Below are 15,324 nucleotides of genomic sequence, written 5' to 3'. Positions count from 1 at the left end.
TTGAGCACCCCGACGCCCCCGGCCGAGACCGTAACCGCGCTCGCCCGCCGGTACCGCCTTGAGCTGGACATGGGCACGACGCCCGGTACGCCGATATGGACCCTCGTTCCGGGGGTCACTGAGTTCACGCCGAAGGTAGAACCCACTCAGCAGGAGGTGACGACCTACGACGCCGAGGGATGGAGCGAGCAGGCCGTGACCATGCTCGCGTGGAGCATCGAGGCCACGATCGCCCACCGTGCCCACCCGACGACCGGCAAGTTCAACGCCGCACAGGAAGCTCTGCGGAAGGCGTCCCGTTCGTTCGGCGCCAAGTCGTACGTGAGCGTCCGCTACTACGACCGCAACGGCGCCGACGACGCGCAGCAGGGCCTCGCCCTCGTGACGTGGGAGCCCGACGGGGGCGGCCCGGACGAGGTCGACACGATCAAGGTCACGCTTACCGGCAGCGGCCCACTCGCCGAGATCACCAACCCCGCGGCCGGTGGGGGAACCGTCGCGGCCAAGACGGGGGGTGACGCGTAGTGGCGTTCGAGGACCTCGGCGAACTGCTCGACGAGGCGATCGAGCTGCCGATCGCCGGCCGCATCTACACCGTGCCCGCGCCGTCGGCTGAGATCGGACTGCGGACGCAGGCGCTCATCCATGCCGCCGCGGTCGCCGCGGACGGCGGGCGCGCCGACGAGCAGGTGCTCGGCGACGCCGCCGAACGCGACCTCTACCGCGATGTACTCGGGCCGGCGCACGACGAGATGATCGCCGACGGCGTGAAGTGGCCGACCCTCAAGCATTCGGCGATCACCGCCATGGTGTGGATCGCGCAGGACAAGGCCGCGGCCGAGCGCTATTGGACCGCGGCCGGCGACCCTTCTCGACTGGCCCCGAACCGGGCGGCCCGCCGCAGCAGCCAGTCGGGTGCGGCGAGCTCGACCCCGTCTCGGGGCTCTACGAGTGGTACGAGTACCCGCCCGGCACCCGGCCGCGGCGCGGGCAAGAAGGGCCGCAAGCGTCACTGACGTGGGCGGCGATCCTCGCCGAGTGGCCGCTCGTCGAGGCTGATCTGCACGAGGTCTACGGCGTCGACGTAGGCGATCCCGGGCTGCTGCAAGCCCGTTCCTGGCGATGGCTGCGCACGCGCATCCTCGCTCTTCTCTCGGCCGAGTCTCGCCTCGCCCGGGTGCTCACCCCTCCGCCCGATACCTCCCCGACGGGAGGTGCACCCGCCAGGAGGTGACCACCCGTGGCCCTCATGGTGGGCGAGCTCGCCGCCACAATCACGATCGATGACTCCGGCGCAGATGCCGGAATGGCGCGCGCCCGCGCCGCGGTGCAGGCGGGCGGCGATCAGATCGCCGCCGCCGCAGATCAGGCCGGACAGGAAGCGGGCGACGCCCTCGGCGACGGTCTCGCCGAGGGCGCGGCCGACGGCGGCGAGCGCGCGGCCGGCGGCATGGGAACGGCGCTGAAAGGTTTCGCCGCCGCGGCGGTTGGCGGGGCGATCGGTAGCGCGCTCATGGGCGGCATCGCAGAAGCGATGGACCGCGGAAAGGTCGCCGGCAAGCTACAGGCGCAGCTCGGCACGTCGGGCCCAGTGGCCAAGGAGTACGGCAAGGTTGCCGGACAGCTCTACTCGGGCGCGATCGTCGAGTCGGTCGCCGACGGCGCCGACATCCTGAAGGGGATTGCGCAGCAGGGTCTGCTGCCACCCGAGGCAACGCAGGGCCAGATCAAGACCATGGCGACGCAGGTCGCCGATACGGCCTCGGTACTGGGCGAGGACGTCGGGAAGGTCTCGCGTGCGGTCGGCGTGATGCTGAAATCCGGCATCGCGAAGAACGCCGAAGAGGCGATGGACGTCCTTGTAAAGGGCAGCCAGAACGGAACGAACGCGGCCGAGGATCTTCTCGACACGTTCAGTGAATACCCCGTGCAATTCCGCGACTTGGGGCTCGACGCACAAACCGCTATGGGCCTCATGCAGCAGGGGCTGCAAGGGGGCGCAAGGGACGCCGACACTGTCGCGGACGCCCTGAAAGAGTTCGCGATTCGCTCAAAGGACATGAGCAAGACGTCCGTTGATGCTTTCACGTCGATCGGACTCAACGCCGACAAGATGGCGGCGACGTTCACCAAGGGTGGACCCGAAGCCTCGAAAGCCCTCGGAGAAGTCCTTACACGCATCAAGGCCATTAAGGACCCCGCCGAGAGAAATGCGACCGCGGTCGCTCTTTTCGGAACTAAGGCCGAGGATCTACAGCAGGCACTTTTCAAGCTCGACCCGAAAACCGCTGTCGCCGCTCTCGGCAACGTCAAGGGTGCGACGGACGCGGCGGGCGACGCAATGCGCGACAATGCCGCGACCAAGTTCGAGGCATTCAAGCGAGCGGCGATAGACAAAGTCGTAACCGTCCTCGGAAACAACGTTGTACCCGCTCTCGAAAAGGCCGCTGATTTCATCGGCGAGGGTGGCCTCGGCGGCGCGCTGCGCGCGTCCGTGGGGTGGATCTCCGAGCACTCGACGGCGCTCTCGATCGCCGCCGGCGTGATCACGCTCCTGATGCTGCCGACGCTCGTCGCGCTCGGGATCACCGCGTGGACGACGACGACAGCAGTCGTCACCGGCTGGGCCACTCAGACCGCGGCAGGCGTAGCCGCTGCAGCCCGGTTTGTGCTGCTCAACGCCGTGATGCTGGCGGGTTGGGTGGCGCAGGGAGCAAGCGCCGGCGCCACCGCGCTGCGCGTTGTCGGCGCCTGGATTCTCATGGGCACGCAGTCCATGATTCAGGGCGCCCGCATGGCTGCTGCGTGGCTGCTGGCGATGGGTCCTGTTGGGCTGATCATCGCCGCCGTGGTCGGCATCGTCGCACTTGTCGTCGCCAACTGGGACACGATCGTTTCGGCGACGTCGGCCGCTTGGGATTGGGTGTGGGGAAAGCTCAAGTGGGTTGGTCAGGCGATCCTCGATTTCTTCCTTAATTGGACGCTCGTCGGACTGATTATCAAGCACTGGGATTCCATCAAGAGCGGGACCATATCCGCGTGGAATGCAACGGTGGATTGGGTCCGCGGCATCCCTGGCCGGATCGTCGACTTCTTCCTTAACTGGACTCTCGTCGGACTGATAATCAAGCACTGGGATTCGATCAAGTCGGGCACCGTCCGCAAGGCCGGTGAAATGCTCGATTGGGTCCGGGGCTTGCCGGGAATGATCGCAGGCTACTTCGGAAATTTCGACTTCATGCTCTACGACAAGGGCCGTGATCTGATCATGGGCCTGTGGAACGGCATCAAGGGCATGGGCAGTTGGCTGCGCTCAACCCTCATGTCTTGGGCCAAAAATTTGATTCCGGGGCCGATCGCAAAGGCGCTCGGAATTCATTCTCCGAGTCGTCTCATGCGGGACAAGATCGGCAAGTTCATTCCCGCGGGAATCGTCGAAGGCATCAAGGCCGGTGCCCCCGCGATCGACCGCACCATGCGCAATCTCGTCTCTGTTCCCGCCGGCCCGCAGTTCGCCACCGCGGGCGCGCCCGCCAACGGCGCTAGCGCGGGCGGGGGTTGGGGCGGCCCTGCTGTCCACATCGAGAACTGGAACGCCGGTACGGCGACCGCGGACCAGACCGCGGCGGCGCTCGCCTGGCACGCCAAGGGCAGGGGGTGACGATGGCCGCAGGTGACCGGGTAGCCGTTCCCGGGCACGTGCAGTTCGGCGACGAGCTGCTGCTCGGCCCTGGCACCGCCTACCGGTGGCGAACCCTCGCCGGCTGGGAGGACTCCCCCGGCCTCGACTCGGGCACCGTCAACCGGTCCGACGCCCACGGCGCCTACCCCGGCCGGCTGCTCGCGCAGCCTCGGACGATCACCCTCGACGAGATGGTGATCCGTACCGAGCCCCGTCGGATGGGCGCCGCCGTGCGCAGGCTGCGCGCGATGACCGCCCTGCGCGACGACGAGCAGCCGCTCGTCGTGAAGCTCGACGACGAGCCGCCCCTGCTCTCGTTCGCCCGCTGCCTGCGCCGCTCGATCCCCGTCGGCGTCGGCGGGTACACGGTCGGCGTCGTGCAGGGGGCGGCGCTGATGTTCGAGGCGAGCGACCCGCGCCGCTACAGCCTCGACGAGCGGCAGACCGAGACAGGACTGCCCATCGCCGAACCGGGCCTCGACTGGCAGGTGAGCCCGGGACCCGAGCGGCTCACCTATCCGCTTGAGTTCGGCACCCCGGGGAGCACGGGCGCGCTGCTCGCCGTCAACGACGGCGACGCCCCGAGCCATCCCGTGATCGTGATCCGGGGCCCGGTCTCGCTTCCGTCCGTGACCAACGTGCGCACGGGCGAGGTGATCGAGTACGACATCGACCTCGCGCTCGACGACGAGCTGCTCGTCGACACCGCCGCCGGCACGGTCACGCTGAACGGGACCGCCGCACGGCTCTACACCGCGACCGGCCGCAGCCTGCCCGAGAACCTATTCGTTCTCCCGCCCGGCGCGACCACGCTGCTTTTTCGCTCGGCGCCCGGCGCCGCCGATGCCCGCGCCTCGTGCTCGATCCGATGGCGCTCCGCCTACTGGTAAGGAGGTATCCCTTTGACCGTCCGTGCCGGATGGCTGCTCCCCGCAGGGCAGACCCGAGAAGACACCCGCCTCGTGCCGCTCGGGACCATGGCGCCCGACGGCGCGATGACCTCTCGCGACGGCGTGATCGCCGGCGGGACGTCCCTCGCCGCGACCGGCGTCGGCGCCATGCAGGTGCAGATCGGCGTCGGCCGCGCCCTGGTGCAAGGGCTCGACGCACAGGGCGCCTACCCCGTCGCCGTCACCGCTCCCGAAACCCTCACCATCGCCGACGGGAACGCGCAGTTCACACGGATCGACGCGGTGGTGCTGCGCGTCTACGACCCGCAGTACGACAACGGGCAGCAGACCCTCGCCCGCGTCGAGATCGTCCAAGGTGCCGCCAACGCCACCCCCACCCCGCCCAACCTGCCGAACGCGGCGCTCCGACTGTGGGAGATCACGGTTCCGGCCGGCACCTCCGCCGGTACTGGCGGGATCACGTGGGCGAGCGCGCTCGCCGACCGCCGCCGCTACACCTCCGGATACGGCGGGATCATCCCCCGAGGCTGGGGGTTGAGCTTCGCCGGCGCCTACCCGGGCCAGTACCGCGACAATGGGTCTGGCCTTGATCGGTGGGACGGTTCTGCGTGGCAGACCCTCGACCCGGTCATCGGGTGGACCTCGCCCACCCTCGCCGCCGGATACACCAACGGAGGAAACAGCCAAGGGCCGCTCAGGTACCGAGCGATCATGCTCGGCGGCGTCCCCCATCTGCAATGGCGCGGGGGCGTGTCCTGGACGACCAACGCCGCGCCGCCCGCCAGTGGTCAGCCGCTCGCCGCGCCGCTGCCGGCCGCCCTCCGGCCGGCGCTGCACACCTCGGCGTCGATCGCCGCCGGCGGCGTCCCGATCAAGGTCGACTGTCAACGCGACGGACACCTCAAGTTCATCGGTAACCCGCAGCTCACCACGTGGGCGGCCCTGTCGGGGCTGATCTACCCACTCGACGGATAGGGGGTGATCGGATGACGTCCCCCGCGTACCGCGTCGTTCTGTGCGACCTGCGCTCTGATCAGGTGCTCGACATCCTGCCCGTGAGCGACGTAGCGCTCGACGACTACATCGGCAAGATCGGCACCGCCTCGGCGACCGTCCCGCTGCCGAACCGCCAGATCGCGGCCCGTGCCCGAGCCGCCCTCGAACTCGGCCGTACCGCGATGTGGATCGAGCGCGGCCCTGACATCTGGTGGGGCGGCATCCCCTGGACCGCCGACCTCACGAGCGATGCCCGAGGCACCCTCGGCCTGCGCGTTCAGGCCGGCGGGTGGGCGTCCTATCTCGATCACAGAGCCATCTTCCACACTCAGCAGGCGACCCAAGTCGATCAGTTCGACATCGTGCGCGGCCTGCTCGACTACAGCGCGAGCCTGACCGGCGGTGACATCGGCATCGAGTACGACGCCGAGCAGCTCTCGGGAGTCGTGCGCGACCGTACGTATCGCCGCTTCGACCAGCCGCGCATACGAGAGGTCATCGACCAACTCGCGAGCGTCGAGAACGGGTTCGAGTGGCGGATCGCGAGCTACCGGGACACGGGCAGCGGCCGGCGCATCAAGCAGTTGCAGCTCGGGGCGCCCGTGATTCGTACGGGCGAGTCCGAGATCGTCCTCGACCACCCCGGGCCGGTCCTCTCTTACGGGTGGCCCATCGACGCGACCGTGCGCGCCAACGTCTGGCAGAGCAGGGGCGCAAGCGACAACAAGAACCAGACCGCCGAGTCCCTGCCCATGATGACCGAGCTGCTCGTCGACGACGCGCAGCTCGGCGCCGGATGGCCGCGGCTCGACGGCACGTCGGACTACTCCACCGTTACCGAGCCTGCCACGCTCGCCGCGCACGCCCGCGCTGATCTCGCCGCCGCGCTCAACCCGCGGCCGATTCCCGAGCTGACCGTCGCCCTCGACCGCGTCCCCCTGTCGCCTGCCCTGCTCGGCGCTACCGTGCGCGTGCGCATCCGGGATCTGTGGTGGGCCGAGGGGCTCGACCGCAGATACCGCGTTGTCGGCCTCGCGATCAGTCCGCCCCTGCGCGGCCGGCCCGAGACCGCGAAACTCTTTCTGGAGGCCGCCTAGTGGCAGCGATCCCCCTCGACCTGCTCGACCGCATCCGCGAGCTTGAACGCAAGGTTCGCGAGCTCACCGGCCGCGCTCAGATCCGGCCGGCCCTGAACGAGATCACCAGCGGCCCCGTGAAGATCGCCGAGGGCGGATCGCTTGAAGTCCGGGCCCCGGACGGCACCGGCATTTTCGGCGTCGGCCGCCTCTGGGACGGCGATTTCGGCGTCGCGATCCAGCGTTCCGACGCCACCCTCGCCTTCAACGTCGGCGGATCGGGCGAGGGCTCGAACATGATTCGAACGTTCTCCCGCGCGGGCGCCGTGATCTTGATGGATGACTACTACTCGCCCGAGTTCCTCGGCCGTCCGTGGATGCCGATCCAGCTCTTTCCCACGAAGCAGCAGGGGACCGAGGGCACCACCTATCAGTACGCATGGGTGGGCGGTGCGCCGGCGCACAACGCCGTCGCGGTCATCACCCTGTCGAGCATCGCGAGCCCGTCCGGCGGACAGGTGCGCGTGAACATGCTTCCGCCCGGGGGCGGCGAGGTAGCGGTCGCCGAATACGACGTGCCGCCCCGCACGTGGGTGAACAAGACGATCACGCAACCTCTGCACCGCGTCGGCTATCAGGACTACGTCGGTTGGAACATTCAGCACCGCGTGACCGGGGCCGACAGCGGCATTGAGACGCGCGTCTTTCACGCCTACACCCGGAACACGTTCAGCGCAGACGAGGCGCCCGACCCGCCGCCGTTCGGCGCCGCAGCCGCGGCGCGGGGGTTCACCGGCGTTCCCGAGGGGCCGCCGCCCGAGAAGCCTTCCGCCCCCGCCGAGCCCGGGTGGCGCACCATCGACGATTAGGAGGGCCCGCCCTGCTGCCTGCGTCCATTCCCACTGTGACCGTGAGAGCACGGTTCCTCGCCCCCGACGGCACGCCGCTGTCGGGGGCGATCGTTTTCCGCGCACCCGCGACGCTCACCTTTCCCGCGGCCGACGTCATCCTCGGCGGCCCGGTAACCGTCCAGCTCGACGCGCAGGGGGCCGTCGAGGTCACCCTGCCCGCCACCGACGCCCCCGACATGGACCCCGTCGGATGGGCGTACATCGTGACCGAGCAGCTCTCGGGAATCCCCGTGGGCCGCTCGTACAACATCGTGTTGCCCCGGGCGCAGCCCGAGGTCGACCTCGCCGACATCGCCCCGACCGACCCCTCGAAACCGAACTACGTCGGCGTACCCGGACCGACCGGGCCGCAGGGCGTACCCGGCAACCCCGGATCGCGTATCTACAGCGGCGCCGCCGCCCCCGGGGTCGGCCTCGGCGTCGACGGCGACCTCTACGTGCGGTACGAGACGACGACGTTCCTGAACGTCACCTCGACGACCGTCTCGACGTGGCAACGGACCGCCGGCGCATGGGCGCAGATCGGCGGCGACGTGCGCGGCGCGGCGATTTACACCAACAACACGACAACGCCCTCGACGAACACCAAGCCCGGTGATCTTCTGATCAGAACGGATACCGGCGATCTGTGGCAGCGCACCGCGTCCGGGTGGGGGACTGCGATCGGTAGTCTCCGCGGGCCGAAGGGCGACAAGGGCGACGTCGGAGCGACGGGCGCGACCGGACCGGGCGGCGTCGTGCAGTCCGTGAACGGCAAGAGCGCCGCCGCCGTGACCTTGAACGCGGCCGACGTCGGCGCCCTCGCGACCACCGCGGCCGGCGCACCATCCGGCGTCGCCACGCTCGGCGCCGACGGCAAGGTGCCCGCGGCGCAGCTCCCCGCCGCGGGCGGGGGCGCCGTCGAATCGGTGAACTCGAAAACGGGCGCGGTCGTGCTCACTGCGGCGGACGTCGGCGCGCTCGATCAGGCCGCCGCCGACGCACGGTACCCGCTCACGACGGCCGCTGTCCTGCTCGCCGGAACGCAGACGATCAGCGGGGCGAAGACGTTCAGCAGCATTCCGTCGAGCTCGGCCGCGCCGACCACGGCAAACCATCTGACCCGCAAGAGCTACGTCGACGCGCTCGGGGGCGGCGAGTGGTTGCCCAGCGATCACGGGCTGCTCACGTGGGCATTCGACCCCGCGATCGGCCAGTCGACCGCCCTCTATCCGGGCAGCGGCCCGATACGGGTAACCGCGGTCATCCTGCGTGTACCGGTGACCGTGACCCGGGTCGTGTGGTTCGCCACCGGATACGCGGGTGGACTCACCACCGGGTCTTGGGCCGCGATCTACGACTCGGCCGGTACCCGAGTGGCCGCGACCGGCGACATGTCCACCGCGACCTATGAGCCGGCCGAGGTCCACACCGCGGGCGGGGCGACGATCAGCTCGCCCCTGACGGCGTCCTACTCGGCGCCGGCCGGCGTCTACTACGTCGCCTCGCGCTGGCAGTACAACACGAGCGTCGGCGACGGGCCGATGCTCCTCGCCGCCGAGAGCGGCGCGGGTGCGCCCCCCAATGTGTTCGGACAGACCGCCGTGAAGCGCTTCGGCGTCTACACCGCCGGCGTCGCCACCGCACCCGCAACGATCAATGTCGCCTCGATGGAGAACGGCGCCAATCGCTTCTGGTGCGCCCTCGCCTGAATCCCCTTTTCCGTACGCCCCGTGCCTCTCTGGCCGGGGCTTTTTTCATGTCTGGAGACACCACGCATGGCAGTCCCTTTCAGCCCTGATCGGCTCGTCGCGATCCTGCGCGCCGAGGGCGTGCGCGTCGTCGAGGTCGACGAGTGGCGCACCCACAACCGCAACCACCGCGGGCCGTTCGGCCCGATCAACGGCGTGATGATCCACCACACCGTGAGCTCGGGCACCGAGTCGTCGGTGCGGCTTTGCTACGACGGATACGACTCCCTGCCCGGTCCGCTGTGTCACGGCGTGATCGCCAAGGACGGCACCGTTTATCTGATCAGCTCGGGCCGTGCGAACCACGCCGGCGGGGGCGACCCTGCCGTTCTCTCCGCTGTCGTCGCCGAGCGGTCCCTGCCCGCGACGAACAAGCACGAGGGATCGCCGGGCGCGGCCGACGGGAACTCGGCGTTCTACGGGTTCGAGTGCGTCAACCTCGGCGACGGCCGCGACCCGTGGCCGGCCGAGCAGCTCGACGCGATCGAGCGGACCTCGGCGGCAATCTGCCGCGCGTACGGGTGGTCGGCCGCATCCGTCATCGGCCACAAGGAGTGGAGCGACTGGAAGTCGGACCCGCGCGGGTGGTCCATGGACGACATGCGCGAGCGGATCGACCGCCGCCTCGGCCGCGCCCCCGAGCAGCCCAAGCCCACCGAGCCGCCGGCAACGCAGTACGCCCCGTTCCCCGGCGCCTCGTGGTTCAAGCAGAACCCCCGCTCGCCGCTCATCACGGCCATGGGCCGGCGCCTCGTCGCGGTCGGGTGCAGCCGCTACTCGCAGGGACCGGGCCCCCAGTGGACCGAGTCCGACCGCCAGTCCTACGCCGCGTGGCAGCGCCACCTCGGCTACTCCGGCGAAGACGCCGACGGGTGGCCGGGCCCGTCCTCGTGGGCCGCGCTCAAGGTCCCCAAGGTCTGAGCACTCCCCCGCGCCCGCCCACCGCGGGCGGGCGCCCCTTCCCCAACGTGTGAACAGAAGAGAGGTACACCCCATGACCGATGCGACTCGCCGCACCGTCCGTACTGTGGTGCAGACCGTGCTCGCCCTCGCGGCCGGACTCCCCCTGATCATCGACGCCTCGGGCATCCCGCAGACCGCGGCCGGCGTCGGCCTCGCCCTCGCCGTCGCGGGTGGCGTTACCCGCGTGATGGCCCTGCCTGTCGTCGAGGCCCTGCTGCCCGCGTGGCTGCGGACCGGCCCGGACCGCGACGCCGAGCTACTCGCACTCGACCGCCGCCCGGACGGCCGCCCGTGACCGACCCTTCGCCGTCCGACGTTGCCCTCGAACTCGAAAGACTGAGGGGTGTCGTCGAGGCGGGTTTCGCCCGCCTCGACGGACAGCTCGCACTCGTCGTGCAGCGTGGCGATCAGGTCGACCGGCAGCTCGCCGACCACGAGAGCAGGCTCGACGCTCTCGAAAAGACCCGTTGGCCGCTCCCGAGCGTTCTCGCCCTGGTGGCCGTGATCGGCCTCGCCCTCACCCTCTGGCAGACCGTCGCCCACTGAACACAGCGCGCCCCCGCCCCGGCCTCGTGCCGGTGGCGGGGGCGCACTTTTTCGTTTTGGAGACAGGCGAGAGGGCCCTCGACGGTGCACTCGTCGAGGGCCCTCTGCCCGAGGTCACCGTGTGCGCGATCTACACGACCGCACGCACGGGAGGTGCTCCCCTTCCACCGCCGCCCGCCCCCGCGAGGGAGGCGCTATCCGGGCGGGCGGCGTGGTCCGTGGCGGGCCGCTTGGCATGGCGCCCGCGCGGCGCTGGTGGCGAGATCCTCGGCTCGGGCGGCGCCCCGAACCCCGGGGCCTGCGACGCCGCCCTCGGCGCGGCCGGCGGCGCCTCGAACCTCGGGGCGGGCGGCGCCTCGAACACCGGGAATGGGGGCGCCTCGATCGTCGGGGCGGGCGGCGCTTCGACCATCGGGGCGGCCGGCGCCTCGATTAAGACGACGACAGGCTCATTCCAGCAGTAGCACCGGTACCGCTTCCCGGGCCGGTCCGGCGCAGGGGTGACTGCACGCCGCGCGCTCGGCATCGACGCCCATACCGCTGTGAGGGCGAGCAGCCCGAGGCTGACGCACACCGAGACAACGCCGACGACCATCTGATCGCTGATCATTCCGCCGCCTCCCCCACCGCGCCGCGATCGCAGACGAACAGCCCGAGCACCTCGGCGAGTTCGATCGCGAGGCCGCGCGCGTCACCCTCGGGAATCTCACAGATCGGGGTGTACGTCCTGTCGATCAGCCACACGGCGCGCTCCTCGCCGTCGCCGTCCCCCGGCCGGTACATGGCCCCGACGTTCAGCTCGCGCCAGGCCATTACGCCGCCCCCTCGTAGCCGATGCAGAACCCGAGCCGCGGCGCGCCCTCGTGGCTCACGCCGACGTTCAGCGCGTCCGACATCCGCGACACGAGGTAGAGGCCGCGCCCCGACTCGTCGTGCCAGGGCGGCTCAGAGCGCGGCACCTGGGGCAACCAGCCGGGCCGGCCGTCGTCCACCCACACAGTGACGTTGTCCGTACCAAGGGATACGTCCACCGTGATTTGGGCCGTACGCGTGTGCTGGTAGGCGTTCGTCACTACCTCGGACACGCAGACTTTCAGGTGTTCGACGATGTCCTCGTGCCCGTACAAGGCAACCAAGGTCGCCACCAAGTCGCGCACGATCCTCGGCGCCATAGCGGTACGAGGCACGACGAACCGATAACTGACACTCGGGCTGTGCTGTGCAGGTAAAGCGCTGATGCTCATGTCGTCTCCCAACGCGGTTGAGCTCGCGCTGCCCGCCATGCGTGGCAATGGCCGCCCCCGGGGTGACTGCGCGTCAAGGCGCGTGTCAGCGGCTGCACTTCGGTCTTACTGGCGTGCTGCGCGGTGCTGCCAGGACCATAGGGTAAAAGGTTGGACCGGTACAACCCTGTACCCCTAAGAACCTCTGCGGGTGGACCCGTGACGCCGCAACCGGCAAACTCAGGTAGGACAAGGGGAAGGGACACATGCCGCCGAGGGACAATCCGACCGCCCGACAGATCCGCTTGGGCTCTGAGCTGCGGAAGCTGCGCGAGCGCGCCGGCATGACCGCACGAGATGCCGGGGGCCTGCTCTCCACCGACGCGGCCAGGATCAGCAACATCGAGGCCGGCCGCCTCGGCATCAGCGACGAGCGCATTCGCAGGCTGTTCACCTTCTACCAATGCGACGACGACGCCCTGCTCTCCGCCCTGTGCGTCATCGCCGGAGAGCGCCGAGGAACACACTGGTGGGACGAGTACCGCGGCATTCTCGCCCCCGGATTCCTCGACATCGCCGAACTCGAACACCACTCACTGAAGCTCCGGTGCCTCCAACCAATGACGTTCCCCGGCGTCTTGCAGACCGAGGAGTACGCACGAGCCCTGTTCGCAGGCGTCATCCCCCAGGTACCGAGCGACGAGGTAGACGCCCGGGTCGAGCACCGCATGAAGCGCCGAGCAATCTTCGAACGCGACACCCCGCCGCGGTTCGAGGCGATCGTGCACGAGGCTGCGCTGCGGATGCGGGTCGGCGGCCGGAAGGTGGCCCGAGCTCAGCTCGAACACCTGTTGCAGGCAGCCGAGCAAGAGTGGGTCACACTCCGCGTGATCCCCTTCACGGCCGACGACTTCATCGAGGTCACACAGACCGTGATGTACGCGACCGGCGCCGTCCCGCAGCTTGACACCGTTCATATCGACACGCCTTTCGGTGGTCGCTTCCTGGACACAGCCGCGGACCTCGACCGGTACAGAGCCCTGCTCGACTTCGCCGAGCAGACCTCACTCGACCCCGACGAGTCGCGGAGTTTCATTCACCACATCGCAAGAGAACTGTGAGAGATCAGGAATGAACAGCGAATTCAACTGGCAGAAGTCGAGCTTTTCCGGGGGCGGCGGCGAGCAGTGCCTGCACGTCGCCGAGGGACACGACGGCGCGATCCTGCTCTGCGAGAGCGACGACCCGGCAAGCATCATCACCACGTCGCCGGAGAAGCTCGCCGCGTTCATCGCGGGCGTGAAGGCTGGCGAGTTCGACCACTTCGTCAACTAAGGACGCCTGCCCGCTCGGCGCCGTAGGCGTCGACAACCCCCCACCTGACCAGGGCCGGGGGGTTTTTGCATATGCCAGTCTGCATGTTTGTACCGGTCCACCCTTGCAACCTCATTGTGCGTGGCGTTACGGTCTCCCTGCGTCACCGTGGCGGTGCCGGTTTACCGCGCTACACCATGCCTGACGTGGCATAACTCCGCGCTTAGCTATGCCCGTTGGGCGATGTTCTCCCCCAGGTCGCACCATGCCTGCCGTTCCAACTGTGGCCCGGCAGAGTGCGACCAAGACGCCGTAGCAGGGAGGTAAGAATGCAGGTGCTGCGCCGCCCCCCGATCGCCGAGGGTCCAACGTTGCAAGTCGAGACCAACCGCGGACAGGCTCTTGGGGTGAGTGCCGCGATCGAGCACGGGTTCGTGCTCACCGTCGTGCGCTATAGGTCGCAGAACTCGACGAACGCCGAGCCTGTCGAGGCCCCCCGCGCCTTCCCCACCGCCGCCGCCGCGCTACGCACGATGCGTGTTCAGATCCGCGGAGCGCACGTGCTCGGGATGACCCCCAGGGAGATCACGCGAGCGGTTGAGTGGGCGGAATCGGGATGGCGCTACGCCCTCGGACTGCTCGCCTCTGGCCATCAGTGCGGATTCACCGTGGTACTCGGAAGCGGGGCCGTCGCCGAATGGTCCGTGCATCCCGCACCCTACGTCGAATTGCGGACGAGCTCACATTGCGCCTCCGAACGCGCCTGCTCTCGAACGGAATTGATCTCATGAGCACGACGATCATTGCCGATCACCCGGCATGGCGGATCACCCCCACCGGCGAGCAGGCCCGCCTCGTCGAGCACCAGGGCGACGCGTGGCTCACGATCTGGAACCCGCGCGCGGAGCACCTCGGACTCTGGCCCATCACGGGCGACGCCGCCGCCGATCAACCGCCAGTCGCCTACACCTCCCCGATCGAGCTACCGGCAACCCCCGATCATGCCGAGCCGCTGTTCGCCGAGTTGGTGCAGCTCGGCACCGTGGCACGACTGAACAATCCCTCGATCTGGGATGCGCTCTGCACCGCGATCCTTCGGCAAGTCGTCCCCGTACCGCAGGCCCAGAGACGACACCACAGCTTGTATGCCGCTTACGGGCGCAGCGTCGCCACCCGGGCGGGCGACCTCTACCTCACACCGCCCCCCGAGGTCCTGCTGCAAGTCAGCAGTAGCGGCTACTCGGCCATCGGATGCAAGGCCAGCGAACCCACCCTGCGAGCCGCCGCCGAGGCATACCTCGACCGCGGCCAGCAATGGACCGCCCTTGACCCCGAACGGCTGATCAAAGAACTGATCGAGGTCTCCGGCATCGACGAGTGGACGGCAGCAGCAGCCGCGGCCGACTACACCGGCGACTTTTCGATCTACCCGCACGGCGACCTTGCCGTACGGGCATGGGCCACCAAAGCGGCCCACGGTCTCACCTTCCCGAGCACCGACCGAGAGTTCGAGGCCCTGTGGCACCGCTGGGCACCCACCCGCCCCACCTTGCACGCTCTGACCCTGTTCACCCTGGCGTGGGGCTGCTCGCCCCGCGCCTCGGCGTAACCCACCACGTGCCCGCCGCACACCCTGTGCACCGGGCACCCGCCCCTGATACACGAGAGGTCACTATGAGCCGCTTAGCTTCCGCCACCGAGACGTTCCCGCTCGCCCCCGAGGGCGGTCGCCTGCCCCGCAGCAGTGAGCCCCCGTCCGGACCGGACACCCGGCCGTGGGCCCTGCGGTTCGCTCGCACTCCCGACGCCACCAACGCCGTGCGCCTGCCCGCCGCGCTGTACGACGAGGAGCGGCAGCTGTCGATCGGCGTCGACACCGACCTGCTGCCCTACATGCAGACGCACAGCCCCACCGTCCCCGACGGAAGCACGACCAACCCGCCGCCGCTCGACGAGGGCGCGAAGGACTGAC

The 15,324-nt window shown here is 69.3% G+C and carries 18 protein-coding genes; 16 read left to right on the top strand and 2 right to left on the bottom strand.

Features of this window, described 5'->3' with window-relative positions:
* From ACFTXQ_RS09585 to ACFTXQ_RS09535, 11 genes are all read left to right on the top strand, one after another.
* The gene (locus tag ACFTXQ_RS09585; protein ID WP_382637657.1) at window positions 1-525 is read left to right on the top strand and encodes a phage tail tube protein; all 525 of its coding nucleotides are present in this window, start codon (window positions 1-3) and stop codon (window positions 523-525) included.
* On the top strand, window positions 525-1,016 hold the full coding sequence (locus tag ACFTXQ_RS09580) for a hypothetical protein (RefSeq protein WP_382637654.1): 492 nt from the start codon (window positions 525-527) through the stop codon (window positions 1,014-1,016). Before ACFTXQ_RS09585 ends, ACFTXQ_RS09580 begins: the two co-directional genes overlap by 1 nt.
* Before the next feature lie 233 nt (window positions 1,017-1,249).
* Complete coding sequence (locus ACFTXQ_RS09575) at window positions 1,250-3,661, top strand: phage tail tape measure protein (RefSeq protein WP_382637949.1); 2,412 nt, start codon at window positions 1,250-1,252, stop codon at window positions 3,659-3,661.
* 2 nt (window positions 3,662-3,663) lie between these two features.
* The gene (locus ACFTXQ_RS09570) at window positions 3,664-4,572 is read left to right on the top strand and encodes a phage distal tail protein (protein WP_382637651.1); all 909 of its coding nucleotides are present in this window, start codon (window positions 3,664-3,666) and stop codon (window positions 4,570-4,572) included.
* 12 nt (window positions 4,573-4,584) lie between these two features.
* Window positions 4,585-5,568 (top strand): hypothetical protein, encoded by a 984-nt coding sequence (locus tag ACFTXQ_RS09565; RefSeq protein ID WP_382637649.1) that lies wholly within the window; start codon window positions 4,585-4,587, stop codon window positions 5,566-5,568.
* 11 nt (window positions 5,569-5,579) lie between these two features.
* The gene (locus tag ACFTXQ_RS09560) at window positions 5,580-6,686 is read left to right on the top strand and encodes a hypothetical protein (protein WP_382637647.1); all 1,107 of its coding nucleotides are present in this window, start codon (window positions 5,580-5,582) and stop codon (window positions 6,684-6,686) included.
* A complete protein-coding gene (locus ACFTXQ_RS09555) occupies window positions 6,686-7,534 on the top strand; it encodes a hypothetical protein (protein ID WP_382637645.1) in 849 nt (282 codons plus the stop codon). The genes ACFTXQ_RS09560 and ACFTXQ_RS09555 overlap by 1 nt, the downstream gene beginning before the upstream one ends.
* Window positions 7,535-7,569: 35 nt before the next feature.
* Entirely contained in the window at window positions 7,570-9,267 is a 1,698-nt protein-coding gene (locus ACFTXQ_RS09550; RefSeq protein ID WP_382637643.1) for a hypothetical protein, read from the top strand.
* A gap of 66 nt (window positions 9,268-9,333) precedes the next feature.
* Window positions 9,334-10,227, top strand: a complete 894-nt coding sequence (locus tag ACFTXQ_RS09545; RefSeq protein ID WP_382637640.1) for a peptidoglycan-binding protein — start codon at window positions 9,334-9,336, stop codon at window positions 10,225-10,227.
* A 73-nt stretch (window positions 10,228-10,300) separates the two neighbouring features.
* Window positions 10,301-10,564 carry a hypothetical protein gene (locus ACFTXQ_RS09540; RefSeq protein WP_382637637.1) on the top strand — a complete coding sequence of 88 codons (264 nt, stop codon included), beginning with the start codon at window positions 10,301-10,303 and terminating at the stop codon, window positions 10,562-10,564.
* The gene (locus ACFTXQ_RS09535; RefSeq protein ID WP_382637635.1) at window positions 10,561-10,815 is read left to right on the top strand and encodes a hypothetical protein; all 255 of its coding nucleotides are present in this window, start codon (window positions 10,561-10,563) and stop codon (window positions 10,813-10,815) included. Before ACFTXQ_RS09540 ends, ACFTXQ_RS09535 begins: the two co-directional genes overlap by 4 nt.
* Before the next feature lie 606 nt (window positions 10,816-11,421).
* Here ACFTXQ_RS09535 and ACFTXQ_RS09530 read toward each other — a convergent pair.
* Together ACFTXQ_RS09530 and ACFTXQ_RS09525 are read right to left on the bottom strand one after the other, a co-directional pair.
* A complete protein-coding gene (locus tag ACFTXQ_RS09530) occupies window positions 11,422-11,628 on the bottom strand; it encodes a hypothetical protein (protein ID WP_382637633.1) in 207 nt (68 codons plus the stop codon).
* The gene (locus tag ACFTXQ_RS09525; RefSeq protein WP_382637630.1) at window positions 11,628-12,059 is read right to left on the bottom strand and encodes an ATP-binding protein; all 432 of its coding nucleotides are present in this window, start codon (window positions 12,057-12,059) and stop codon (window positions 11,628-11,630) included. Before ACFTXQ_RS09525 ends, ACFTXQ_RS09530 begins: the two co-directional genes overlap by 1 nt.
* A gap of 245 nt (window positions 12,060-12,304) precedes the next feature.
* Between ACFTXQ_RS09525 and ACFTXQ_RS09520 the strand changes: the two genes are divergently transcribed.
* The 5 genes from ACFTXQ_RS09520 to tgmA all read left to right on the top strand — a co-directional run bounded on the left by ACFTXQ_RS09520 (window position 12,305) and on the right by tgmA (window position 15,323).
* Window positions 12,305-13,159, top strand: coding sequence for a helix-turn-helix domain-containing protein (locus ACFTXQ_RS09520; protein ID WP_382637627.1), 855 nt, complete (start codon window positions 12,305-12,307; stop codon window positions 13,157-13,159).
* 10 nt (window positions 13,160-13,169) lie between these two features.
* Window positions 13,170-13,373, top strand: a complete 204-nt coding sequence (locus ACFTXQ_RS09515; protein WP_382637625.1) for a DUF397 domain-containing protein — start codon at window positions 13,170-13,172, stop codon at window positions 13,371-13,373.
* 308 nt (window positions 13,374-13,681) lie between these two features.
* The gene (locus tag ACFTXQ_RS09510; RefSeq protein ID WP_382637622.1) at window positions 13,682-14,143 is read left to right on the top strand and encodes a hypothetical protein; all 462 of its coding nucleotides are present in this window, start codon (window positions 13,682-13,684) and stop codon (window positions 14,141-14,143) included.
* Window positions 14,140-14,961 carry a hypothetical protein gene (locus ACFTXQ_RS09505; RefSeq protein ID WP_382637619.1) on the top strand — a complete coding sequence of 274 codons (822 nt, stop codon included), beginning with the start codon at window positions 14,140-14,142 and terminating at the stop codon, window positions 14,959-14,961. The genes ACFTXQ_RS09510 and ACFTXQ_RS09505 overlap by 4 nt, the downstream gene beginning before the upstream one ends.
* Before the next feature lie 65 nt (window positions 14,962-15,026).
* On the top strand, window positions 15,027-15,323 hold the full coding sequence (tgmA, locus tag ACFTXQ_RS09500; protein WP_382637617.1) for a putative ATP-grasp-modified RiPP: 297 nt from the start codon (window positions 15,027-15,029) through the stop codon (window positions 15,321-15,323).
* Window position 15,324: the final 1 nt, after the last annotated feature.

Origin of the sequence: Streptomyces sp. NPDC057010 (assembly GCF_042673805.1) — a bacterium.
Classification (GTDB): Bacteria; Actinomycetota; Actinomycetes; order Streptomycetales; family Streptomycetaceae; genus Streptomyces.
Note: the sequence above shows the minus strand (reverse complement) of the source record. Positions and strands in the feature narration are given on the sequence as shown.

What these genes read in the sequence shown, in the direction of transcription:
- ACFTXQ_RS09575 (WP_382637949.1), top strand. Translation starts at nt 1,250, where the DNA reads ATGGTGGGCGAGCTCGCCGCCACAATCACGATCGATGACTCCGGCGCA.
- ACFTXQ_RS09570 (WP_382637651.1), top strand. Translation starts at nt 3,664, where the DNA reads ATGGCCGCAGGTGACCGGGTAGCCGTTCCCGGGCACGTGCAGTTCGGC.
- ACFTXQ_RS09560 (WP_382637647.1), top strand. Translation starts at nt 5,580, where the DNA reads ATGACGTCCCCCGCGTACCGCGTCGTTCTGTGCGACCTGCGCTCTGAT.
- ACFTXQ_RS09545 (WP_382637640.1), top strand. Translation starts at nt 9,334, where the DNA reads ATGGCAGTCCCTTTCAGCCCTGATCGGCTCGTCGCGATCCTGCGCGCC.
- ACFTXQ_RS09540 (WP_382637637.1), top strand. Translation starts at nt 10,301, where the DNA reads ATGACCGATGCGACTCGCCGCACCGTCCGTACTGTGGTGCAGACCGTG.
- ACFTXQ_RS09530 (WP_382637633.1), bottom strand. Translation starts at nt 11,628, where the DNA reads ATGGCCTGGCGCGAGCTGAACGTCGGGGCCATGTACCGGCCGGGGGAC.
- ACFTXQ_RS09525 (WP_382637630.1), bottom strand. Translation starts at nt 12,059, where the DNA reads ATGAGCATCAGCGCTTTACCTGCACAGCACAGCCCGAGTGTCAGTTAT.
- ACFTXQ_RS09520 (WP_382637627.1), top strand. Translation starts at nt 12,305, where the DNA reads ATGCCGCCGAGGGACAATCCGACCGCCCGACAGATCCGCTTGGGCTCT.
- ACFTXQ_RS09515 (WP_382637625.1), top strand. Translation starts at nt 13,170, where the DNA reads ATGAACAGCGAATTCAACTGGCAGAAGTCGAGCTTTTCCGGGGGCGGC.
- ACFTXQ_RS09510 (WP_382637622.1), top strand. Translation starts at nt 13,682, where the DNA reads ATGCAGGTGCTGCGCCGCCCCCCGATCGCCGAGGGTCCAACGTTGCAA.
- ACFTXQ_RS09505 (WP_382637619.1), top strand. Translation starts at nt 14,140, where the DNA reads ATGAGCACGACGATCATTGCCGATCACCCGGCATGGCGGATCACCCCC.
- tgmA (WP_382637617.1), top strand. Translation starts at nt 15,027, where the DNA reads ATGAGCCGCTTAGCTTCCGCCACCGAGACGTTCCCGCTCGCCCCCGAG.